The organism is Pseudomonas sp. PF05, assembly GCF_056521845.1.
This window is the reverse complement of sequence record NZ_JBWLPW010000016.1, coordinates 96,567-119,078: the sequence shown is the minus strand read 5'-3', so window position 1 is coordinate 119,078 and position 22,512 is coordinate 96,567. Positions and strand designations below refer to the sequence as shown.

23 protein-coding genes and 1 other RNA gene are annotated in these 22,512 nt (G+C 61.6%); 13 read left to right on the top strand and 11 right to left on the bottom strand.

What is annotated here, in order from left to right; genetic code table 11:
* Window positions 1-17 precede the first annotated feature (17 nt).
* Window positions 18-467, bottom strand: coding sequence for an EVE domain-containing protein (locus AC09SL_RS23600; protein WP_058542289.1), 450 nt, complete (start codon window positions 465-467; stop codon window positions 18-20).
* Window positions 468-662: 195 nt separating this feature from the next.
* On the opposite strand from AC09SL_RS23600, the gene AC09SL_RS23595 reads away from it, so the two are divergent.
* Complete coding sequence (locus AC09SL_RS23595) at window positions 663-812, top strand: hypothetical protein (RefSeq protein ID WP_165826062.1); 150 nt, start codon at window positions 663-665, stop codon at window positions 810-812.
* Between the two features lie 35 nt (window positions 813-847).
* On the opposite strand, the gene AC09SL_RS23590 is transcribed toward AC09SL_RS23595, so the two are convergent.
* The 4 genes from AC09SL_RS23590 to AC09SL_RS23575 all read right to left on the bottom strand — a co-directional run bounded on the left by AC09SL_RS23590 (window position 848) and on the right by AC09SL_RS23575 (window position 2,301).
* A complete protein-coding gene (locus tag AC09SL_RS23590; RefSeq protein ID WP_058542288.1) occupies window positions 848-1,453 on the bottom strand; it encodes a 5-formyltetrahydrofolate cyclo-ligase in 606 nt (201 codons plus the stop codon).
* Window positions 1,454-1,567: 114 nt separating this feature from the next.
* Window positions 1,568-1,747: non-coding RNA, 6S RNA (ssrS, locus tag AC09SL_RS23585), on the bottom strand.
* Between the two features lie 30 nt (window positions 1,748-1,777).
* The gene (locus AC09SL_RS23580; RefSeq protein WP_039590276.1) at window positions 1,778-2,095 is read right to left on the bottom strand and encodes a cell division protein ZapA; all 318 of its coding nucleotides are present in this window, start codon (window positions 2,093-2,095) and stop codon (window positions 1,778-1,780) included.
* Window positions 2,092-2,301 carry a TIGR02449 family protein gene (locus tag AC09SL_RS23575; RefSeq protein WP_003177365.1) on the bottom strand — a complete coding sequence of 70 codons (210 nt, stop codon included), beginning with the start codon at window positions 2,299-2,301 and terminating at the stop codon, window positions 2,092-2,094. Before AC09SL_RS23575 ends, AC09SL_RS23580 begins: the two co-directional genes overlap by 4 nt.
* A 129-nt stretch (window positions 2,302-2,430) precedes the next feature.
* Between AC09SL_RS23575 and AC09SL_RS23570 the strand changes: the two genes are divergently transcribed.
* From AC09SL_RS23570 to gcvH, 8 genes are all read left to right on the top strand, one after another.
* Window positions 2,431-2,985, top strand: a complete 555-nt coding sequence (locus tag AC09SL_RS23570; protein WP_058542287.1) for a YecA/YgfB family protein — start codon at window positions 2,431-2,433, stop codon at window positions 2,983-2,985.
* 25 nt (window positions 2,986-3,010) lie between these two features.
* Window positions 3,011-4,345 carry a Xaa-Pro aminopeptidase gene (pepP, locus tag AC09SL_RS23565; protein ID WP_058542286.1) on the top strand — a complete coding sequence of 445 codons (1,335 nt, stop codon included), beginning with the start codon at window positions 3,011-3,013 and terminating at the stop codon, window positions 4,343-4,345.
* Window positions 4,342-5,529, top strand: coding sequence for a 2-octaprenyl-6-methoxyphenyl hydroxylase (ubiH, locus tag AC09SL_RS23560; protein WP_058542285.1), 1,188 nt, complete (start codon window positions 4,342-4,344; stop codon window positions 5,527-5,529). The genes pepP and ubiH overlap by 4 nt, the downstream gene beginning before the upstream one ends.
* Before the next feature lie 67 nt (window positions 5,530-5,596).
* The gene (locus AC09SL_RS23555) at window positions 5,597-6,814 is read left to right on the top strand and encodes a 2-octaprenyl-3-methyl-6-methoxy-1,4-benzoquinol hydroxylase (protein ID WP_196764458.1); all 1,218 of its coding nucleotides are present in this window, start codon (window positions 5,597-5,599) and stop codon (window positions 6,812-6,814) included.
* A gap of 186 nt (window positions 6,815-7,000) precedes the next feature.
* Window positions 7,001-8,005 carry an extracellular solute-binding protein gene (locus AC09SL_RS23550; RefSeq protein ID WP_058542283.1) on the top strand — a complete coding sequence of 335 codons (1,005 nt, stop codon included), beginning with the start codon at window positions 7,001-7,003 and terminating at the stop codon, window positions 8,003-8,005.
* Between the two features lie 193 nt (window positions 8,006-8,198).
* Complete coding sequence (locus tag AC09SL_RS23545; RefSeq protein WP_058542282.1) at window positions 8,199-9,815, top strand: ABC transporter permease; 1,617 nt, start codon at window positions 8,199-8,201, stop codon at window positions 9,813-9,815.
* A gap of 155 nt (window positions 9,816-9,970) precedes the next feature.
* Window positions 9,971-11,053: a glycine cleavage system aminomethyltransferase GcvT gene (gcvT, locus tag AC09SL_RS23540; protein ID WP_058542281.1), complete on the top strand. Its 1,083-nt coding sequence runs from the start codon at window positions 9,971-9,973 to the stop codon at window positions 11,051-11,053.
* A 52-nt stretch (window positions 11,054-11,105) separates the two neighbouring features.
* Window positions 11,106-11,489 carry a glycine cleavage system protein GcvH gene (gene gcvH / locus AC09SL_RS23535; RefSeq protein ID WP_058542280.1) on the top strand — a complete coding sequence of 128 codons (384 nt, stop codon included), beginning with the start codon at window positions 11,106-11,108 and terminating at the stop codon, window positions 11,487-11,489.
* Window positions 11,490-11,578: 89 nt separating this feature from the next.
* Here gcvH and AC09SL_RS23530 read toward each other — a convergent pair whose 3' ends face one another.
* The 5 genes from AC09SL_RS23530 to AC09SL_RS23510 form a co-directional block, all read right to left on the bottom strand.
* Entirely contained in the window at window positions 11,579-11,899 is a 321-nt protein-coding gene (locus AC09SL_RS23530; protein WP_170846005.1) for a DUF2388 domain-containing protein, read from the bottom strand.
* 65 nt (window positions 11,900-11,964) lie between these two features.
* Complete coding sequence (locus AC09SL_RS23525; RefSeq protein ID WP_058542279.1) at window positions 11,965-12,414, bottom strand: NfeD family protein; 450 nt, start codon at window positions 12,412-12,414, stop codon at window positions 11,965-11,967.
* A 9-nt stretch (window positions 12,415-12,423) separates the two neighbouring features.
* Complete coding sequence (locus AC09SL_RS23520; RefSeq protein ID WP_003206668.1) at window positions 12,424-13,344, bottom strand: SPFH domain-containing protein; 921 nt, start codon at window positions 13,342-13,344, stop codon at window positions 12,424-12,426.
* Between the two features lie 264 nt (window positions 13,345-13,608).
* Complete coding sequence (gene tfpB, locus AC09SL_RS23515; protein WP_058542278.1) at window positions 13,609-15,393, bottom strand: type IV pilus assembly ATPase TfpB; 1,785 nt, start codon at window positions 15,391-15,393, stop codon at window positions 13,609-13,611.
* A gap of 144 nt (window positions 15,394-15,537) precedes the next feature.
* A complete protein-coding gene (locus tag AC09SL_RS23510) occupies window positions 15,538-15,876 on the bottom strand; it encodes a hypothetical protein (RefSeq protein WP_058542277.1) in 339 nt (112 codons plus the stop codon).
* Window positions 15,877-16,002: 126 nt separating this feature from the next.
* Here AC09SL_RS23510 and AC09SL_RS23505 point away from each other — a divergent pair, with 126 nt between their 5' ends.
* Complete coding sequence (locus tag AC09SL_RS23505; RefSeq protein ID WP_058542276.1) at window positions 16,003-16,473, top strand: Lrp/AsnC family transcriptional regulator; 471 nt, start codon at window positions 16,003-16,005, stop codon at window positions 16,471-16,473.
* Between the two features lie 128 nt (window positions 16,474-16,601).
* On the opposite strand, the gene AC09SL_RS23500 is transcribed toward AC09SL_RS23505, so the two are convergent.
* Window positions 16,602-17,969: a CYTH domain-containing protein gene (locus AC09SL_RS23500; protein WP_058542275.1), complete on the bottom strand. Its 1,368-nt coding sequence runs from the start codon at window positions 17,967-17,969 to the stop codon at window positions 16,602-16,604.
* Between the two features lie 158 nt (window positions 17,970-18,127).
* Between AC09SL_RS23500 and argE the strand changes: the two genes are divergently transcribed.
* From argE to AC09SL_RS23485, 3 genes are all read left to right on the top strand, one after another.
* Window positions 18,128-19,285, top strand: coding sequence for an acetylornithine deacetylase (gene argE / locus AC09SL_RS23495; RefSeq protein ID WP_058542274.1), 1,158 nt, complete (start codon window positions 18,128-18,130; stop codon window positions 19,283-19,285).
* Between the two features lie 137 nt (window positions 19,286-19,422).
* A complete protein-coding gene (gene argA, locus AC09SL_RS23490; protein ID WP_058542273.1) occupies window positions 19,423-20,721 on the top strand; it encodes an amino-acid N-acetyltransferase in 1,299 nt (432 codons plus the stop codon).
* A gap of 471 nt (window positions 20,722-21,192) precedes the next feature.
* Window positions 21,193-22,512 (top strand): OprD family porin, encoded by a 1,320-nt coding sequence (locus AC09SL_RS23485; RefSeq protein WP_058542272.1) that lies wholly within the window; start codon window positions 21,193-21,195, stop codon window positions 22,510-22,512.

Here is a 22,512-nt window from a genome sequence, read left to right as displayed (position 1 = left end):
CATCAACTCATCGGCGATCAGCGCAGGGCAATCACCGCGGCCCATTGTTCAGGCGTGACAGGCATCACCGACAGTCGCGAGCCTTTCTGCACCAGCGGCATTTCAGCCAGGGCGGTCTGTTGCTTGAGGTAGTCGAGCTTCAGCACGTGGGCAAACGTTTCGACGTGGGCCACGTCGATCGCGGTCCAGGGGTTTTTGTCCGGGCCGGCCTTGGGGTCGAAGTAATGGCTGTCAGGTTCCAGCGCTGTTGGGTCGGGATAGGCTGCGCGGACGATCCGGCCGATCCCGGCAATGCCTGGCTCGGGGCAACTGGAGTGATAGAAAAAGAACGCGTCCCCCACCGCCATGGCCCGTAGGAAATTGCGCGCCTGGTAGTTGCGAACCCCGTCCCAGCGTGCCTGGCCGAGTTTTTCCAAACCTTGGATGGATAATTCGTCGGGCTCGGACTTCATCAGCCAATAGGCCATGATTGCTGCTCCTTGGCGGTGTTGAAAAAAATAGTTCAGCGATTTTATGACAAACCGACAGTCGGTTGACGCCAGAGTTTGCGTGTCGGGGCCGGTTGCCGCAAAATGCCGGCCTTCCAAGCTTGACGCTGCTGCACGGCCAATAAGAAAACCGCTGCTGTCATCGTGTGTGATCTGCCTTGAGGGGGGCAATCGATGAAACGCAAACCGGATTTGTTGTGGATCTTAGTCATTCTGTTCGGTCTAGGTGTCGTGACCACGGGTTACGCCCAAAGCCTATGGGCCAACAAGACCACCGATGCGCCGATGGAAATCACCCAGTCCGCGCCATCGCTCAAACGCTGAACCCGCTTTCCTGGCGCCGCTGATTATTGCGGCGTCTACCCCGCGATATACCAATGCCTGTCGCTGACCGTTCCCTGCAGCGGCACGTCCCAGCTCGCCTGTGCCAATCGTTCGACTTTCTGGCATTCATGGGCCAGCCCCAATAGCGTCGGCTTGCGCCACTGCTTGCGCCGTGCCAGGTACGCCAGGCTGCGGTCATAGAAGCCGCCGCCCATGCCCAGCCGGCCTCCCGCATCGTCGAACCCCACCAGTGGCAACAACACCAGGTCCAGCGTCCAGACCTTGCGTTGCCGGGCGATGTTCTTGCGCGGCTCAGGAATACGAAACCGGTTGGGCTGCATTTTTTCGCCGGGGTGGATGCGCTGGAACACCATTTTGGTCTGCGGCCATGGGCTGAGCACTGGCAGGTAGGTGGCCTTGCCCCGGCGTTGGGCGGCGCGCAGCAGCAGGCGCGGGTCGATCTCGCCGTCGTTGGGCAGGTACAGGGCGATGTGGCGGGCGCGGCGAAACAGCGGATGCTGAGCCAGTTGTTTGTACAGCCCTCGGGCGGCTTGCCGTTGCTGGGCGGGCGTCAGGGCGCGACGGGCCTGGCGCAGCAGGCGGCGAAGTTGCGGGCGGGGCAGCAGCGCAGGTTCGGTCATATCAGAGCTTCACGCGGTGACGATGCCACAGCGTAACCGCAAAACAGGCTGCTCAGAAATGCCTGCGCCAGAAACGACAATGCCAGTCCACATGGACTGGCATTGTCTGGAGTCAGGCTCCCCGGATGAACCGCTGTCGGCTTAGCCCTTGAACCCGAAAGTTCAAGGTGGAAGTTGCAGGGGGCGTTAAGGCTTTCCGTCAAGCGGACATGCACACCGGCCCCAACGTGCAACCCCCGTGGTTGTGCGTATCGGCTCAGGGACATCACCAACTGGCAAGCACCCCAGGGAGTGAAGCGAGTATACCCCAGGCAGCCTCGCGAATCAGCCTTTGCTGACGTCTGGATCGGTGGCGAGCACCAGATCCACCCGATCGAGCAGGTCGCGCACCTGTTCACGGGTCGAGCCGCTGACCTGTACGTCCGGCGTATCCTGGCGATGCAGCAGGTCGTGGGTGATGTTCAAGGCAGCCATCACCGCGATGCGATCGGCACCGATGACTTTGCCGCTGCTGCGGATCTCGCGCATCTTACCGTCCAGGTAACGGGCGGCGCTCACCAGGTTGCTGCGCTCTTCCTGGGGGCAGATGATCGAATACTCTTTGTCGAGGATCTGCACGGTAACGCTATTGCTTGAACTCATGAGTCTTGCTCCAGGGCCTTGAGGCGCGAAATCATCGATTCGACCTTACGTCGGGCGATTTCGTTTTTTTCAATGAGGTGCGCGCGTTCCTCGCGCCAGGTTTTTTCCTGAGCTAATAGGAGTCCGTTTTGGCTCTTAAGTTGCTCGACCCGGTCAATTAGCAGTTCGAGTCTGGCCATCAGCGCTTGCAGGTCGGTGTCTTCCATTGTGTCCACTGAAGATTGTGTCTGATGGAGGGTATGGGTCGCACAGCCTCTGATAGTCTTGGCGAGTCTGTCGATGTAGGATACAAGGCCTCCATTCTAGACATAGCGCCGTCTGGCGCCTAGCTGCCCATGCCCATTCAGAATTCCCCGTATCAAGCATTCGCCACCCTGCTGAGCACCAGCGGTCATCCTGTCTCGCCTGCCGAACTGCATGGCCTGCTGCTCGGCCGCAGCTGCGCCGGCGCCGGTTTCGAAGCCGACGGCTGGTTGGCCGACGCCGCCGAGCTGCTGGAAGGCGAACCGGCTGACAACGTCCGCAACGCGCTTATCGGCCTGCAGGAAATGGTCAAGGGCGAGCTGACCAGCGACGACATGACCGTCGTCCTGCTGCTGCCCACCGACGACGCCCCCTTGGCCGAACGCGCCGCTGCGTTGGGCCAGTGGTGCCAGGGCTTCCTTGCCGGCTTCGGCCTGACCCGCCGCGAATACGCCTTGAGCGAAGAGGCCAAGGAAGTGTTGCAGGACTTGGCCGCGATCTCCCAGGTCCAGGATGCCCTGGAAGAGTCCGATGACGGCGAAAGCGACTACATGGAAGTGATGGAGTACCTGCGGGTCGCGCCATTGCTGCTGTTCACCGAGACCAAGAAAACCGATGCAGCGGCCCCCAAGCCATCCTTGCATTAATTTTTAGAGGGAACCCCGTCTGCCCATGATTCATATCCCGAAATCGGAATACAGCCGTCGCCGCAAGGCGCTGATGGCGCAGATGGAACCCAACAGCATCGCAATCCTGCCCGCCGCCGCCGTTGCCATCCGCAACCGCGACGTCGAGCACGTCTATCGCCAGGACAGTGACTTCCAGTACCTCAGCGGCTTCCCCGAGCCGCAGGCGGTGATCGTTCTGATGCCTGGCCGCGCCCATGGCGAATACATCCTTTTTTGCCGCGAGCGCAACGCCGAACGTGAATTGTGGGATGGCCTGCGCGCCGGCCAGGAAGGGGCGATCCGTGACTACGGTGCCGACGACGCGTTTCCCATCACCGACATCGACGACATCCTGCCAGGCCTGATCGAAGGCCGCGACCGGGTGTATTCGGCCATGGGCAGCAACCCGGAATTCGATCGGCACCTGATGGAATGGATCAACGTGATTCGCTCCAAGGCCCACCTCGGCGCCCAGCCGCCGAACGAATTCGTTGCCCTGGATCATCTGCTGCATGACATGCGCCTGTATAAAACGGCGGCAGAAGTGAAAGTGATGCGCGAAGCGGCGCGGATCTCCGCCCAGGCGCACATCCGGGCGATGCAGGCGGCGCGCCCGGGGCTGCATGAGTTCAGCCTGGAAGCCGAGCTCGATTATGAGTTTCGCAAGGGCGGGGCGAAGATGCCGGCCTATGGCTCGATTGTCGCGGCGGGGCGCAACAGCTGCATCTTGCACTACCAGCAGAACGACGCGCTGCTCAAGGACGGCGACCTGGTGCTGATCGACGCCGGTTGTGAAATCGACTGCTACGCCAGCGACATCACCCGTACCTGGCCGGTCAGTGGCAAGTTTTCACCCGAGCAGAAGGCGATCTACGAAGTGGTGCTGGCCGCCCAGGAAGCCGCGTTTGCCCAGATTGCGCCGGACAAACACTGGAACCAGGCCCATGAAGCGACGGTGCGGGTCATTACCGAAGGATTGGTGCGCCTGGGGCTGCTGGAGGGTGAGGTGGACGATTTGATTGCCAGCGAGGCCCACAGGGCGTTCTACATGCACCGCGCCGGCCACTGGCTGGGCATGGACGTGCACGACGTGGGTGAATACCGGGTGGGTGGCGAGTGGCGGGTACTTGAGGTGGGCATGACGCTGACGGTGGAGCCGGGCATCTATATCAGCCCGAACAACCGCAGCGTCGCGAAAAAATGGCGCGGCATTGGCGTGCGCATCGAGGATGACGTGGTAGTGACCAAAACCGGTTGTGAAATCTTGAGCCACGGCGTACCGAAGACGGTCGCCGACATCGAGGCCCTGATGGCCGCCGCCCGGACGCAAGCAGCATGAGCCGGGTCAACCTGGCGATCATCGGCGGCGGCCTGGTCGGCGCGAGTCTGGCCCTGGCCTTGCAGGCCGGTGCCAAGGCCCGGGGCTGGAAGATCATGCTGATCGAGCCCTTCGCCCCCGGCGACGCCTGGCAGCCAAGCTACGATGCCCGGTCCTCGGCATTGTCCTACGGTGCCCGGCAGATTTATCAACGCCTGGGTGTCTGGCAGGAAATTTCCCGCCGCGCCGAACCGATCAAGCAGATTCACGTGTCCGACCGCGGGCGGTTTTCCACGGCGCGGCTGTCGGCCATGGAAGAGGGCGTGCCGGCGCTGGGTTACGTGGTGGAAAACGCCTGGCTCGGCCAATGCCTGTGGCAAGGCCTGGACCCGGAGGTCGTCAGTTGGCGCTGCCCGGCACAGGTCACCCGCATGGAACCGCTGGTCGGCGGTTATCGCTTGACCCTCGACGACGAAACCACCTTGGAGTGCGACCTTGCCGTACTGGCCGATGGCGGCCGCTCCGGCCTGCGCGAGCAGTTGGGTATCGGCGTGCGCAGTCGACCCTATGACCAGAGCGCCTTGATCGCCAACATCACCCCCAGCGAATCCCACAACGGCATGGCCTTCGAACGTTTCACCGATGATGGCCCGATGGCCTTGTTGCCGCTGCCGGAGAATCGTTGCGCGCTGGTCTGGACCCGCCAGGGCATGGACGCACAACGGCTCGCAGCCCTTGACGAGCGCAGTTTCCTCAGCGAATTGCAGGGCGTGTTCGGCTATCGCCTGGGCACCCTGAAACAGGTAGGCGTGCGCCATCTTTACCCGCTGGCGCTGGTGGAGGCCGAAGAGCAGGTTCGTCCGCACCTGGCGATCCTGGGCAATGCCGCCCACAGCCTGCATCCGATTGCCGGGCAGGGGTTCAACCTGTCCCTGCGCGACGCCCAGGCCTTGGCCGATGCCTTGCTCGACAGCGAAAGCGAGCCTGGGGATTTTGCCGTGTTGCAAGCCTATCGCGAGCGCCAGCGAATGGATCAGGCCCTGACCGTGGGCTTCTCCGACCAGGTCACGCGCCTGTTCGCCAGCAGCCTGCCGCTGGTGTCCCTGGGCCGTAACCTCGGCCTGTTGGGCCTCGACTTGCTGCCGCCGGCCAAGCGCTGGTTCGCCCGCCAGGCCATGGGGTTGGGGACGCGTCCCGATGCTTGAGGCCGGGGCTGTCATTTCTTTTCATGGGCGACTGATGTCGCCAGCAAAACAGGCTTAGAGCATGGAATTGCGTGCAGATCTGCTGATTGTCGGCGCCGGTATGGTCGGCAGCGCCCTGGCGCTGGCGTTGCAGGGCAGTGGCCTGCAAGTGCTGTTGCTCGACGGCAGCCCGATGAGCGTCAAACCCTTCGATCCCCAGGCCGCGTTCGAGCCTCGGGTCAGTGCGTTGTCGACGGCCAGCCAGCGGATCCTCGATCGCCTGGGCGTCTGGGACGGCATCATCGCCCGACGCGCAAGCCCCTACACCGACATGCACGTCTGGGACGGCAGCGGCACCGGGCAGATCCATTTTTCAGCCGCCAGCCTGCACGCCGAGGCGCTTGGGCACATCGTTGAAAACCGTGTTGTGCAGGACGCCTTGCTGGATCGACTGCATGACTGCGACCTGGGTCTGCTGGCCAATGCCCGGTTGGAACAGATGCGTCGTTCCGGTGACGACTGGCTGCTGACCCTGGCCGATGGCCGCACGTTGCGCGCGCCCCTGGTCATCGCGGCTGACGGCGCGAATTCCGCGGTACGCCGCCTGACCGGCGTCGCCACACGCGAATGGGATTACCTGCACCACGCCATCGTCACCAGCGTGCGCAGCGTCCGGCCGCATCGAATGACGGCCTGGCAGCGTTTCACCGACAACGGTCCGCTGGCGTTCCTGCCGCTTGAGCGTGACGGTCAACACGACTGGTGCTCGATCGTCTGGTCCACCACCCCCGGTGAAGCGCAGCGCTTGATGGCGCTCGATGATGCTGAGTTCTGCAACGAACTGGAACGGGCCTTCGAAGGCCAGCTCGGCACGGTACTGAGCGCCGACCCGCGCCTGTGCGTGCCGCTGCGCCAACGACATGCCAAGCGCTATGTGGCCGAAGGGCTGGCTCTGATCGGCGACGCGGCCCATACCATTCATCCGTTGGCCGGGCAGGGCGTGAACCTGGGCTTCCTCGACGCCGCCGTGCTGGCCGAAGTGCTGTTGCAAGCGGCCGGGCGTGGCGAACGACTGGCAGACGTGAAGGTGCTGAGCCGCTACGAGCGGCGACGCATGCCCCATAACCTGGCACTTATGGCGGCGATGGAAGGGTTCGAGCGCTTGTTCCAGGCCGATCCGTTGCCGGTGCGCTGGTTGCGTAATACCGGATTGAAACTGGTGGACCGCATGCCTGAAGCCAAGGGGCTGTTCGTGCGCGAGGCGCTGGGGTTGATTGGGGATTTGCCGGACTTGGCCAAGGCCTGAGAGGTAGGTTGGGGCTTATGGCTCTATCGCGGGCAAGCCTTGCTCCCACAAGCGATGACGGACGTAAACACTGCACATCTTCTCAAAGTCGCAACATTTGGAAATGTGTCCAACTATTGTTCGATTGAGATGCCAAATGTGAGTCCTTATCATTTGCGCTTCGCTCACCATCCAGAGACCGCTACCATGTTGGCAACCAGACGCCTGCTGTCCGCCCTCGCCTTGACCCTGATCGGTTCTACTGCCGCCCAGGCCGCCGATGAGGTGGTGGTCTACTCCTCGCGTATCGACGAGCTGATCAAGCCGGTCTTCGATGCCTATACCAAGAAAACCGGCGTGGCGGTGAAGTTCATCACCGACAAGGAAGCGCCGTTGATGCAGCGGATCAAGGCCGAGGGTGAGAACGCCACCGCCGACCTGCTGCTCACCGTCGACGCCGGCAACCTCTGGCAAGCCGAGCAGATGGGCATTCTCCAGCCGTTCAACTCGCCGGTGATCGACGCGAATATCCCGTCCCAATATCGCGCCTCTTCCCACGCCTGGACCGGCCTGAGCCTGCGGGCGCGGACCATTGTCTACTCCACTGAGCGGGTTAAACCTAGCGAATTGACCACCTATGAAGCGCTGGCTGGCAAAGAGTGGGAAGGCCGCCTGTGCCTGCGGACCTCGAAGAAGGTCTACAACCAGTCCCTGACCGCCACGCTGATCGAAACCCACGGGGCGGAAAAAACCGAGGAAATCCTCAAGGGCTGGGTCAAGAACCTGTCCACCGACGTGTTCTCCGATGACACCGCGCTGCTCGAGGCGATCAATGCCGGGCAGTGCGATGTCGGCATCGTCAATACCTACTACTATGGCCGCCTGCACCAACAGAAACCGGATTTGAAGGTCAAGCTGTTCTGGCCGAACCAGGCCGACCGTGGCGTGCACATCAATCTCTCGGGCATTGGCCTGACCAAGCATGCACCGCATCCGGATGCGGCGAAGAAACTGGTGGAGTGGATGACCACGCCAGAAGCACAAAACATCTTCGCCGACGTGAACCAGGAGTTCCCGGCCAACCCGGACGTCGAGCCGTCCAAGGAAGTGGCGGCCTGGGGCAAGTTCAAGGCCGATACCCTGCCAGTGGAAGTCGCGGGTAAGCGCCAGGCTGAAGCCATTCGCATGATGGATCGCGCTGGCTGGAACTGAACCTGTGGTGAGGGAGCTCCCTCCCCCGGGCCTGTAGGAGCTATGTAGGAGCTGTCGAGTGCAACGAGGCTGCGATCTTTCCAAAGACACTTGAATCTCAAGCGAAAGATCAAAAGATCAAAAGATCGCAGGCTTCGCCAGCTCCTACAGAGTCCAGCGGTAGCAAGTCCTGTTTGTTTAACGAGAGTATTCCTTGGCCCATCCCGCCCAACGCCGCTGGTACCCCCTGGTCTTCGCCATCGCCGCGCTGGTCCTGTTGCCCCTGAGCGTCTTGCTGCTGTCCTGGCAGAGCATCGATCAACAGATCTGGTCCCACTTGTGGGAGACGCAGATGCCGCGCCTGTTGGGCAACACCCTCACGTTGATCCTTGGCGTGGGCGTCGGGGTGACCTTGCTGGGTGTCAGTCTGGCCTGGCTCACCAGTCTGTGTGAGTTCCCCGGGCGACGCTGGCTCGACTGGGCGTTGATGCTGCCATTTGCGATTCCGGCTTACGTGTTGGCGTTTGTCTTCGTTGGCCTGCTGGATTTTGCCGGCCCCGTACAGACGCTCATGCGTGAATGGTTCGGCAGCGGCTTGCGCCTGCCCCGGGTCCGCTCCACCGGCGGGGTGATCCTGGTGCTGGTGCTGGTCTTTTACCCTTACGTCTATCTGCTGGCGCGCAGTGCCTTCCTGGCCCAGGGCAAGGGGTTGATGGAAGCCGCCCGCGTGCTCGGGCAGTCACCGTGGCAGGCGTTCTGGCGCGTAGCGCTGCCGATGGCCCGGCCGGCCATCGGTGCGGGCGTAGCGTTGGCGTTGATGGAAACCCTGGCAGATTTCGGCGCAGTGTCAGTGTTCAACTTCGACACCTTCACCACCGCGATCTACAAGACCTGGTACGGCTTCTTCAGCCTCTCCAGCGCTGCCCAACTGGCCAGCCTGCTGTTGCTGGCGGTGATGCTGGTGCTCTACGGCGAACGCCGGGCCCGCGGTGCCCACCGAGCCAGTAACGAGCGTCCCCGGGCCAAGGCTTTGTATACGTTGCGCGGTTTCAAGGCCGTGGCAGCCAGCAGTTGGTGCTTTCTGGTGTTCGCCTGTGCCTTTGTCATCCCGGTACTGCAGTTGCTGGTGTGGTTCTGGCAACGCGGTCGTTTCGACCTGGATGAACGTTATACCGGGCTGATCGTCCACACCCTCTATCTGGGCGGCCTGGCCGCGCTGGTTACCGTCTGCGTGGCCTTGCTGCTGGCGTTCGCCCGCCGGCTGGCGCCAACCCGCCCGATTCGTGTCGGCGTCGGCCTGGCGAACCTGGGCTATGCCTTGCCCGGTTCGGTGCTGGCGGTATCGATCATGCTTGCATTCAGCTACCTGGACCGTGAGCTGGTCATCCCGCTGTCGACCTGGCTCGGCGGTGCAGGCAAACCGCTGTTGTTAGGTAGCCTGTCGGCGCTGTTGCTGGCATATCTGGTGCGCTTCCTGGCCGTGGCCTACGGTCCGTTGGAGAGCAGCCTGGCGCGAATTCGTCCGTCTTTGCCCGAAGCGGCACGCAGCCTTGGGGTCAGTGGGCCGCGACTGTTTTTCAAAGTGTATCTGCCGCTGCTGCTGCCCGGCACCTTGAGCGCGGCGTTGCTGGTATTCGTCGACGTGCTCAAGGAAATGCCCGCGACCCTGCTGATGCGCCCGTTCGGCTGGGACACGCTGGCGGTGCGGATCTTCGAGATGACCAGCGAAGGGGAGTGGGCCCGGGCTGCCTTGCCGGCGCTGACGCTGGTGCTTGTGGGCCTCTTGCCGGTCATCGGATTGATACGACGTTCGGCCCATCGAAACAGCTAGGTGTCAGTCCTACCTCATGCGGCTACAATGCGCGGCATTCGGTGCGGTCCATCTGTCGGACCGGGCAACTGAGGATGTCAGAAAACTCCTTTTTTCAGACGTTCGCGCTACGCAGTGTCCGTCCGCACCTTCGCCAAGCCCGGAAGGAGAAACCCATGGGACAGCGTACGCCTCTGTATGACCTTCATCTCGCCCTCGGCGCGAAGATGGTCGATTTTGGCGGTTGGGATATGCCTTTGCATTACGGCTCGCAAGTCGAAGAACACCATCAGGTGCGTCGCGACTGCGGAGTGTTCGATGTATCCCACATGACCGTGATCGATGTCGCCGGTCCCCAGGCCAAGGTCTGGCTGCAGCGTTTGCTGGCCAATGACGTCGATCGTTTGCAGGACACAGGCAGTGCCTTGTACAGCGCGATGCTCAATGAGCGCGGCGGCATCGTCGACGACATGATCATCTACCGTGTCGAGGACGGCTATCGGCTGGTCTTCAACGCCTCGACCCGCGATCAGGACCTGGCGTGGATGCAGGCACAGCTCGGTGGCTACGACGTGCAGTTGCATGAGCGCCCCGAACTGGCGATGCTGGCGATCCAGGGCCCCCAGGCCCGGCAGAAGATTGCCGAACTGGTGACACAACCGCGTGGGCAAATCATCCTGCAGCTCAAGCCCTTCGAAGGTCGCGCCGACGGCGAATGGTTCATCGCCCGGACCGGATACACCGGCGAAGATGGCCTGGAAATCGTCCTGCCCGCCCAGGAGGCCCCGAGTTTCTTCAACGACCTGGTCGGTGCCGGTATTTCGCCCATCGGCCTCGGTGCCCGCGATACCTTGCGCCTGGAGGCCGGCATGAACCTCTACGGCCAGGACATTCACCAAGGCGTTTCGCCGCTGGCCTCGAACATGGCCTGGAGTATCGCCTGGGAACCGGCGAGCCGTCAGTTCATCGGGCGCAGTGCGCTGGAAACCGAGCTTGCCAGCGGTGTGCAGCACAAACTGGTCGGGCTGGTGCTGGAGGAGCGGGGTGTCTTGCGCGCCCATCAGGTGGTTCGCATCGCCAATGTTGGCGATGGAGAGATCACCAGTGGTAGTTTTTCTCCTACGCTTAGCAAGTCGATTGCCCTGGCACGTGTTCCGATGGCTACCGCCGACCGTGCCGAGGTGGAAATTCGCGGCAAGTGGTACCCGGTACGGGTGGTCAAACCGACCTTTGTCCGCCATGGCAGAACCCTGATCTAACCTTTTGCGGCGGGCCGCTGGCCGCTGACACTTTCTCTTGAGGACACAGAATATGAGTGATATCCCTGCCGAACTGCGTTTTGCCGAAAGCCATGAGTGGGTACGCCTGGAAGCTGACGGTACCGTCACCGTGGGCATCAGCGATCATGCGCAGGAAGCCTTGGGCGATGTGGTATTCGTCGAGCTGACTGAAGTCGGTAAGACTTTTGCCGCAGGTGACCAGGCCGGTGTGGTTGAGTCGGTCAAGGCCGCTTCCGACATCTACTCCCCGATTGCCGGCGAAGTGATCGCGATCAACGAAGACTTGGGAGGTTCGCCGGAGTCGTTGAACTCCGATCCGTACGGCGCCTGGATCTTCAAGCTCAAGCCGAGCGATAAGGCCGACCTGGACAAGCTGCTCGATGCAGCAGGCTACAGGTCCGCTATCGGCGAATAACCCGGATCCAATGTGTGAGTACAGCCTTGGGGTATTCTCCGGGCAAAAAAATGCCGCTCAATCGAGCGGCATTTTTTATTGGCCTTGAATCAATCCTGGGCGACGGCGTTTTTCGCCAGGATCGCGTTGGCCAGTTCCATGTCAGTGGCTTGCAGGCCTGGGTTATCGGCACGCACTTTCTGCATCGCCGCTTCCAGGTAGGGGCCCCGAATACCGCCGTCACTGGCGACGAAGCTGCCGGCGTCGTCCTGGGCGGCGACGATCAGCTTGTGATCCTTGAAAGTCAGGTAGGTGGAACCGGTAGTCGCACCGGATGAGATGACGTTACGCCAAAACGTGTCAGCCATTGCCGAGCCAACAGGAAGAGACAGCAAGGCTAGGGTAGCGACAGCAAGTTTGAGACGCATGATAGGTGACTCCACTGGGTTAACTATCACGTTGGATTACCTGCGCCTCTGTTCAGTTCCATGACTCCTCAGTCAGCCCGCTCCACCTGCAGCACCGCGCCTTCCTGCGCCACCACCCTGACCCGCGTGCCCACGGCCGACTCGGGGCCCTTGGCCAGCCAGACACTGTCGGCCACCTTGATCTTGCCGCGGCCATCGACAATCGCTTCATGAACCTGGAAGACCTTGCCGATCAGCTCTTGCCCGCGCAGGTTCAGGTGCGGCTGATCGCTTTCGCGAACAGCGCTGCGCTGGCGTCGCCACCAATACAGCGCCGTTGCGATGGCGAACAGGCCGAACAGCAGGAACTGCAGCTCCCACGCCATCTGCGGCAGAAGGAATGTGAGCACGCCGACAGCCGCGGCGGCCATGCCGATCCACAGCAGGTAGCCGCCGGCGCCGAACACTTCGAGGATCAGCAGGATCACGCCCAGCGCCAGCCAGTCCCAGTACGACATGTGTTGCAGGAACACCCACATATGCGTGCCTCAGGCTTTCTTGCTGTCGAAGGTGGCTTTGACGATCTCGCCAATGCCGCCGACCGCACCAATGACCTGGCTGGCTTCCAGAGGCATCAGGATTACTTTGCTGTTGTTGGCCGAAGCCAGTTTGCCCAGCGCATCGATGTATTTCTGCGCGACGAAGTAGTTCACGGCCTGGACGTTGCCGTCGGCAATCGCCTGGGACACCACCTGGGTGGCCAGCGCTTCGGCTTGTGCCTGGCGTTCGCGGGCCTCGGACTCCAGGAATGCGGCTTGACGGCTGCCCTCGGCCTCGAGGATCTGCGCCTGCTTTTTGCCTTCGGCAGTGAGAATCGCCGAAGCTCGCAGGCCCTCGGCTTCGAGGATCTGGGCACGCTTGATACGTTCGGCTTTCATCTGCCCCGACATGGCGGCCATCAGGTCGGCCGGCGGGCTGATGTCCTTGATCTCGATCCGGGTGATCTTGATACCCCACGGCGCCGTGGCTTCATCGACGGTGCGCAGCAGTTTTTCGTTGATACCGTCGCGCTGGCTCAGCATCGCGTCCAGCTCCATGGACCCCAGCACGGTACGGATATTGGTCTGCAGCAGGTTGCGGATGGCGTGTTCGAGGTTGTTGACCTCGTAGGCGGCCTGGGCGGTGTTGACCACCTGGAAGAAACACACGGCGTCGATCTGTACCGTGGCGTTGTCGGCGGTAATGACTTCCTGGGGCGGGATGTCCAGCACGCTTTCCATCACGTTGATCTTGCGACCGATGCGATCCATCACCGGAATGATGATGTTCAGGCCGGGCTTGAGGGTGTTGGTGTAGCGGCCGAACCGCTCGACGGTCCATTGGTAGCCCTGGGGCACGACCTTGAAACCCATGAATAGAATGGCGACCACGAGGCCGATGAAAAGTAAAAGTACACTGCCGATCTGCATGACGGTTCCTTGTGTGAATTGAGATGGACCTGCGAGCCCTGAGTGTAAGGCAAGCGGCCATTATCTTCCCTATAGTCCTTGTGCCGTGGAGATTTAGTGACACGTTGAGCCCTGTAGAAGCTGCCGAAGGCTGCGATCTTTTGATCTTGATCTTTCACTTCCGGCGCAATTGTCTGGGACAAGATCGCAGCCTCGTTGCACTCGACAGCTCCTACACAGCTCCTACACAGCTGCTACGGCTCAGCGGAGATCAACTTCCCGTCGCTACTTCTGCTCGCTCTGCGGCGTCACCCGCAGCACTTCCTCGACCGTGGTCAAACCCGCCGCCACCTTTTGTGCCCCCGACAGTCGCAGGCTGCGCATGCCTTCCTTGAATGCCTGGCGGCGCACTGCCAGCAGGTCGGTGTCAGGGTGGATCAAGGCCTTGACGCTGTCGGTCAGTTGCATGATTTCGTATACCCCAGCACGCCCACGATAGCCGGTATCGCGGCATTCCGAACAACCGACCGCCTGCTGCGCATTGCTGGGCAGCGGGGCCTGCCAGGGACGCGTCAGGGTTTGCCAGTCGTCTTCGTCCAGGGCCAGGGGCGTCTTGCAATGTGGGCACAGGGTGCGCACCAGTCGCTGGGCCATGACCCCGAGCACGGTGGCCTTGATCAGGTAATGGGGCACACCCAGCTCCAGCAGGCGACTGATTGCGCTCGGCGCGTCGTTGGTGTGCAGCGTCGACAGGACAAGGTGCCCGGTGAGCGCCGCCTGGATCGCCATTTCGGCGGTCTCCAGGTCGCGGATCTCACCGATCATGATGATGTCCGGGTCTTGTCGCATCAGGGCCCGCACCCCGGCGGCGAAGGAGAGGTCGATGTTGTGCTGGACCTGCATCTGGTTGAAGGAGGCCTCGACCATTTCAATCGGGTCCTCGATGGTGCAGAGGTTCACTTGCGGCGTCGCCAGTTTCTTGAGGGTGGTGTAGAGCGTGGTGGTCTTGCCGGAACCGGTAGGCCCGGTCACCAGGATGATGCCGTTGGGCTGGCGGGTCATGTCCTGCCAGCGCCGCAGGTCGTCGGCGGAGAAGCCGAGTTGGTCGAAATCCTTGAGCAGCACTTCCGGGTCGAAGATCCGCATGACCATTTTTTCGCCGAACGCGGTGGGCAAGGTCGACAGGCGCAATTCCACTTCGCCGCCGTCCGGCGTCTTGGTCTTGACCCGGCCGTCCTGGGGTTTGCGTTTTTCTGCGACGTTCATCCGCCCCAGGCTCTTGAGGCGGCTGACGATCGCCATCGTGACCTGCGGCGGGAACTGGTAGACGGTGTGCAGCACTCCGTCGATGCGAAACCGCACGGTGCCCTGTTCGCGGCGCGGTTCGATGTGGATATCACTGGCACGCTGCTGGAAGGCGTACTGGAACAGCCAGTCGACAATATTGACGATGTGGGCGTCGTTGGCGTCCGGCTCCTGGTCACTGGCGCCCAGGTTGAGCAATTGTTCGAAGTTGCTCAGGTTGCTCGGTTGCTGATCGACCGTGGTGGCGCCGCTGACCGATTTGGCCAGGCGATAGAACTCCACGCTCAAGCGCTGGATGTCCACCGGGTTGGCGACCACCCGCTGAATCGGCAGCTTGAGCACGTGGGTCAGGTCGGCTTCCCAGCTGTTGACGTAGGGCTGTGCGCTGGCCACGGTGACGGTGTCACGATCGACCGCCACCGCGAGGATCTTGTGGCGCTGGGCAAAGGCGTAGGACATCAAGGGCGTCACGGCCGCGACGTTGATTTTCAACGGGTCGATGCGCATGTACGGCTGGCCGGTCTGTTGGGACAACCACAGGGTCAGGTTCTCCAGGTCCAGGTGCTTGCCAGGTCGGCTGAGATCGTCCAGGTGCTGGTTGGCGATGAACTCCAGCGGATGCAACTGGCTATTGGCGCTATGGCGTCGGCGGGCGTTCAGCGCGGTTTCAGCCGAATCCTGGCTGATGAGGCCCTGGGTGACCAGTTGGCGCAGCAGATCGTTGAGGTCCAGCCAGCGGTCCTGAGTGGCGTGTTTGGTGGACATGCGGGTTCCTATTGGACAATTGCAGCAAAGCCGCGATACAGACGCTTCGGCGTCCTCGCTCGGTCTGCAAAAGAATAGTCCCGACCCCGTGGACCGTTGGGCCACTACCCGACCAATGAGTTACCAATTCTTGCCCTTGGGCATTCAACAGGCGGTCTGGGCCGGCCCAACGTGCGCAATATCAGCGTCTTGCAAGTCCACCGAACAGACGCTGATCAAGTTACGTAATTTTTCAGCGATGACCTGGGCACGGTGCCAGCTCAACCCATCCATGACGATGTCCAGCGACAGCACATCGTCGAGTCGCTCGACCTGAACCTGCTGCGGCGTCAGGCCCTGCAAGGCAAACAGGTTCATCGCCCGGCACAGTAAATCCGGTTCGGCTTCGGCCAGTATCTGGTACCGCGCCCGACAATGGGTATGGGCGGCGTGCCAGACGTCGGCGCGGGTCGGGGCAATGGCAACGGCTTCGAGTGGGGGCATGTTCGGTCTCCTGGGTGACGGGAGAAATATTTACATGCGATCCGAGGTATTTCTTATCTAAAATGAGTAACTCTGGCGAAGTTTCGAATCGCCTGATTCTCTAAATCAATTATTTCGGGTTTATTCATGCACAGCGAATTGGATGGCTACGACCGCAGGATACTGGCGCTGCTGCAGGAGGATGCCTCGCTGTCCAGTGCGCAGATCGCCGAACAGGTCGGCTTGTCTCAATCGCCATGCTGGCGGCGGATCCAGCGGATGAAGGAGGAGGGCATCATCCGCGGCCAGGTGACCCTGCTGGATCGCAAGAAAATCGGCCTCAACACGCAGATATTCGCTGAGATCAAACTCAACGCCCACGGTCGTTCGAACTTTACCGAGTTCACCGAGGCGATCCGCGGCTTCCCCGAAGTGTTGGAATGTTACGTGCTGATGGGGTCGGTGGATTTTCTGCTGCGCATCGTCACGGCGGACATCGAGGCGTATGAGCGATTCTTTTTCGAAAAGCTGTCGATGGTGCCGGGGATCCAGGAAGTGAACTCGATCGTGGCGCTGTCGGAGATCAAGTCGACGACGAGTTTGCCGGTGCTGCGATAGTTGGATCTGAGGTGAATGTGCCGGCCCCTTCGCGAGCAAGCTCGCTCCCACAGTTGATCTTCAGTGGCCACAAGATGTGTGTACAGCACTGATCCAATGTGGGAGCGAGCTTGCTCGCGATGGCGATATTACAGGCGCAGCAAAGTCTTCCAGGCCCGATTCTGGTAAACCGCAATTGCCTGCTGCTTGCGCGCATCCAGCGTTTCGTCGGTGATCGGCTGGTTGGCCAGTTGCGCCAGTTTGTTCAGCTCGCCGTAGAGGCGATCCATTTCCGGGATCTCCAGCACATGGCGGGCGTGGTGCAGCCAGGCCTGGATGCGTTCGATGCGCGGCAGTTGCTCGGCCAGGTCTTCCGGTTGCTGCTGATAGCGTTGCAGTTGCAGGGACGAGGACTCTTCGCCCAGCAGGCGCGGCAGCCAGCTGCCCAGTTGCGCCGCGCCCTGGCGATTGCCACGGGTGTTGCGCTCGGCGGCCCAGCTGCGAGCCAGCAGCCAGCGTGAAGTGTTGAGGGAAAACAGGCCCCAGCGCGGGTCTTGCAGCTCTTCAAGGAACTGTTCCGGCGCCGCCTTGCGCACGTCTTCGTCATCCAGGCCGGCCTGGACCAGTGGGCGCCAGTCTTCCAGCAACGCGTCCAGGGCCAGGCGCAAGTCGTGGGTCGATTGGCGCGGCGCGGCCTGGCCGAGGCTGCTGAGCAGGGCACGCAGTTCGGCGAGGTTTTCCACCCAGTCCTGCAGCAGGCGCCAGTGACCGTTGAAACGGTACTGCTCGGCCAAGCGCTGGCTGCTGCCGAGCAGATGCCAGCTCAGCGCGGCGAAGGCGTCATCCAGCGGCGTTTCGGCGGTCAGTTGTGGCGCTGGCAGGCTCAGGGCGTAGCTGCCTGCGTCATACAGGCGATAGCCACGCTCGGCCTTGCTGATGTCGCAAGGCATCAAGGGCAGGGTCGCGGCCAGCTCGGCGGCCAGTTCCAGCAGGGCGGCGGGTTCGCCTTCGCGCAGTTCCAGCTCCAGTTCGCAGATTTCTTCCTTCTGCTTGCCGACCACCACATGGCCCAGGTCCAGGGCGGCTTCGATGACCACCTTGCTTTTGCCACGGCCCCAGGCGATTTCAGCGCGTTCGCGAACGAAATCGGTGGTGAAGATGGCCTTGAGGGTTTTCTTGTCCAGTTCGGTCAAGGCTTCGGGCCAGCATTCACCGTCGAGTTTTTTCAGGTCGAGCTTGGCCTTGGGCAGGTGCCAATCGTACTCGTTGCGCTCGGACAGGCCGGCAACGCTCTGGCCGCGGGTCTTGAGGGTCTGGATCACCTCTTCGCCGTCGCGACGCAGGCGCAGGGCGACCTTGGCCCGTGCCAGGTCACGCTCCGGCGTGTCGAAATACTGGTTCATCAGTTCGTGGCGTTCCCAGCCACTCTTGTTGCGTTTTTTCAGCAGCGGATGCTCGCGCAAGGCTGCCAGGGTCTCGCGGCTGACGCGGAGTTTGATTTCGGTTTCTTTCTGCATGGCCGGAAAATCCAGGGATCGGGTGTGCAGCCGGGGGAAGGTGTGGCTGCCAAGGCCGTGCAGTGTACAGGACTCACCCGCCCTAGGTGCTGCGACGGTTTATTCCTGGCGTCGGATGGTTCTATGATGGACATCAATCTGTAAGCCCGGAGTCAGCGATGCCTTTGCCTTCCATGAAAGATCAATTCGCTGCCCTGATCGCCACGCCTTCGGTCAGTTGCACCCAGCCTGGGCTGGACCAGTCCAACAGTGCCGTGATCGAGCTGCTGGCAGGCTGGCTCACTGAGCTTGGGTTCTGCTGTGATATCCAGCAGGTCAGCCCCGGCAAATTCAACCTGCTGGCCAGTTTCGGCAGCGGCCCCGGCGGCCTGGTGCTGGCTGGCCACAGCGACACGGTGCCGTTCGACGGCGCGTTGTGGCAGACCGATCCGCTGAAGCTCACCGAGGTCGATGGCCGTTGGGTGGGCCTGGGCAGTTGTGACATGAAGGGTTTTTTCGCCTTGGTCATCGAAGCGGTCAAGCCGCTGCTGGACCAACCGTTCAAGCAACCGCTGCTGATCCTCGCGACCTGTGACGAAGAAAGCTCCATGGCCGGCGCCCGGGCCCTGGCCGATGCCGGGCGACCGCTGGGGCGGGCGGCGGTGATCGGTGAGCCGACCGGCCTCAAGCCGATTCGCCTGCACAAAGGCGTGATGATGGAGCGCATCGACATTCTCGGGCGCAGCGGCCATTCCTCCGACCCGAGCCTGGGCCACAGCGCGCTGGAAGCCATGCACGATGCCATGGGCGAACTGCGTGGGCTGCGCCTGCAATGGCAGCGTGAGTTCCGTAACCCGCAGTTCACCGTGCCGCAACCGACCCTGAACTTCGGCTGCATCCATGGTGGCGACAACCCCAACCGGATCTGCGGCCAGTGTTCCATGGAATTCGACTTGCGGCCCTTGCCGGGCATGGACCCGCAAGTGCTGCGGGCAGCGATCCAACAGAAGCTCGACCCCATCGCCGAACGCCATAAAGTCAAGATCGACTACGCACCGCTGTTCCCTGAAGTGCCACCCTTCGAGCAGGCCGAAGACTGCGAGCTGGTGCGGGTGGCCGAGCGACTCACCGGCCATCGTGCCGAAGCAGTGGCGTTTGGCACCGAAGCGCCTTATCTTCAGCGCCTTGGCTGCGAAACCCTGGTGCTCGGCCCTGGCGATATCGCCTGCGCCCACCAGCCGGGCGAGTACCTAGAAATGTCACGTTTGCAACCTACCGTACAGCTGTTGCAACAATTGATCGGTCATTACTGCCTGACACCGGCCACGGTCGGTTAAATTGCCCCCTTGCGGGGCCGTATTCATCACATGAGGAGAGCGCGCGTGTCGCCAAGCCTGTTCCGACGATAACCACCAGCCCGTTGTGCGTTCTGTTTCGTCTTTTTTTGGCTGTTATTTATTACAGGTCCAGGTTCATGCCCGAATACGTCAATTGGCTTCGTCACGCTTCGCCCTACATCAACGCCCACCGCGATTGCACCTTTGTCGTCATGCTGCCTGGCGACGGGGTGGAGCATCCTAATTTCGGCAACATCGTCCATGACCTGGTGCTGCTGCACAGCCTCGGCGTGCGCCTGGTGCTGGTCCATGGTTCGCGCCCGCAGATCGAGACCCGCCTCGCTGCACGGGGCCTCACGCCGCACTACCACCACGGCATGCGCATCACCGATGCCGCGACCCTGGAGTGCGTGATCGACGCGGTCGGCCAGTTGCGCATCGCCATCGAGGCCCGGCTGTCCATGGACATGGCGTCCTCGCCCATGCAAGGCTCGCGGCTGCGGGTCGCCAGCGGCAACCTGGTCACCGCACGTCCCATCGGCGTGCTCGAAGGCGTGGATTATCACCACACCGGTGAAGTGCGCCGGGTCGATCGCAAGGGTATCAATCGTCTGCTGGACGAGCGCTCGATCGTGTTGCTGTCGCCGTTGGGTTATTCGCCCACCGGAGAGATCTTCAACCTGGCCTGTGAGGACGTTGCCACCCGGGCGGCCATCGATCTGGCAGCCGACAAGCTGCTGCTGTTCGGTGCCGAGCAGGGGCTTATCGGGGAAGACGGTCGGCTGGTCCGCGAATTGCGCCCGCAACAGGTTCCGGGCCATATGCAGCGCCTGGGCAGCGACTATCAGGCCGAACTGCTGGATGCGGCAGCCCAGGCCTGTCGTGGCGGCGTGGCCCGCAGCCATATCGTCAGCTATGCCGAGGACGGTGCGCTGCTGGCCGAACTGTTCACCCGCGATGGCAGCGGTACGCTGGTGGCCCAGGAGCAATTCGAGGTGGTACGCGAAGCGGCCATCGAGGACGTTGGCGGCCTGCTGGACCTGATCAGCCCGTTGGAAGAGCAGGGGATCCTGGTACGTCGCTCCCGCGAAGTGCTGGAGCGCGAGATCGAGCAGTTCAGCGTGGTCGAGCGCGAAGGGATGATCATCGCCTGCGCGGCGTTGTACCAGATCGCCGATTCGGACGCCGGGGAGCTGGCTTGCCTGGCCGTGAACCCGGAGTACCGCCACGGCGGGCGCGGTGACGAATTGCTGGAACGGATCGAAACCCGGGCCCGCGCCCAAGGGCTCAAGACGCTGTTCGTGCTGACGACGCGGACCGCCCACTGGTTCCGTGAACGTGGCTTTGAACCCAGCAGTGTCGAGCGCCTGCCAGCGGCGCGGGCTTCGCTCTACAACTACCAGCGCAATTCGAAAATCTTCGAAAAATCCTTGTAAGCGGCTTCGGAAAACGTGCACTGCCGCGATCTTCTTGATTTCAGACAATGAGCAACTAGTCTGGATCGCGTCAAGATCGCGGCATGCGCGAGCTGTCGTAAACAGGAATCGAAGGCGCAGGAGGCGCGCAAACCTATCTCGCCGCCAAGCATTCGCGGGCCTCATGAATCCCCGACGAATCATCGTTCAGTAATTTCCTGCTTCGCCGATAAGTCATGTCACGGCCTGATGGTGCTGTGATGCGATCATTTATCGAAACGATCTGAAAACTTTTGAAACAATTCTTCTTACCGTCATAAAGAATCCATTATCCTGCGGACCGTGTAGCGGGGGTTAGACCATAGTCGTAGTCATAAATGGTTACGATTGACTTGTCGGTCACGGTCTGGCGCTAATCGCGCATCCGCGGGATCCGGGCGTTCGATCCGGAACCAAAGACACACAAGAATTAGAAAACGAGAGGAGCGAAGCATGAACAAGTCCACCTTGGCACTGGCTGTGGCCGTTGGGGTTCTGGCGCAGCAGGCAGGCGCCGCTGGTTTTATCGAAGACAGCAAGGCGTCTGTCAGTTCTCGTACGTTGTATTTCAATAATGACAACCACGAAACGGGCAAAGAAGACCTGCGCGAAACGGGCACGGGCCTGAAGTTCGACTACAAGTCTGGCTTCACGCAAGGTGTTGTGGGTTTCGGTATCGACGCTCAGGCGCTGGTGGGTATCCGTCTCGATGGGGGAAGGGGTCGTAACAACGGTTCCTATATGCCAGCCGATACTGATGGTTCGGCGGTACATGAGTGGAGCCGCTTGTCGGGTAACGTCAAGGCGCTGTTCTCCAAGACCGAAGCTCACGTGGGTGGCGCACTGGCGCCAAACCTGCCGATCCTGGTTTCCAACGACAGCCGTCTGCTACCACAGACCTTTGAAGGTGGCACCATCACCTCCAAGGAAATCGACAACGTCACTTTCAACGCTGGTCAGTTGGAACACGCCACAGGTCGTGCATCGAGCAACAGCACCGGCCTGGCAGTGGCGGGTGGTACCGAGGAAAGCAACCAGTTCCGCTTTGCCGGTGCTGACTGGAAGGTCACCAAGGACCTGACCCTGCAGTACTACTACGCCAACCTGCAGGATTACTACAAGCAGCACTTCCTGGGTGCGGTTCATGTGTTCCCGATCAGCGAAGGCCAGTCGTTCAAGACTGACCTGCGTTACTTCGACAGCAGCTCGGATGGCCGTAACGGCGACGCGGGTTATGAGTTCAACAACAACAGCGGTTATGCCAAACATGCGGGCGAGGTCGATAACAAGACCTGGAGCGCCATGTTCACTTACACCCTCGGCGGCAGCGCCTTCCTGCTGGGTCACCAGCAAGTCGGTGATGACGGTGGCTTCGTATACCTGAACCAGGGCAACGTGGTTGACAGCAACGGTCGTCCCGAAGGTGCCGGTGGCGCGAGTTTCTACCTGTTCACCGACAGCATGATCAACGGGTTTGTCCGTGCCGGTGAAAACACCACCTTTGGCCAATACTCCTACGACTTCGCTTCCTTGGGCGTTCCAGGCCTGAAAGCCTCGGTTTCCTACCTGCGCGGTGACGACGTTAAAACCACCAACGGCGCAAGCGATTACTCCGAGTGGGAACGCGACATGCGTGTGGATTACGTCATCCAGCAGGGCGCGTTGAAAGGCTTCGGCACTACCCTGCGTCAGGGTACATACCGCAGCAGCGGCGTGGGCGACAGCCAGGATCAGACCCGCCTGATCTTCAACTACACTTACAACTTCATGTAA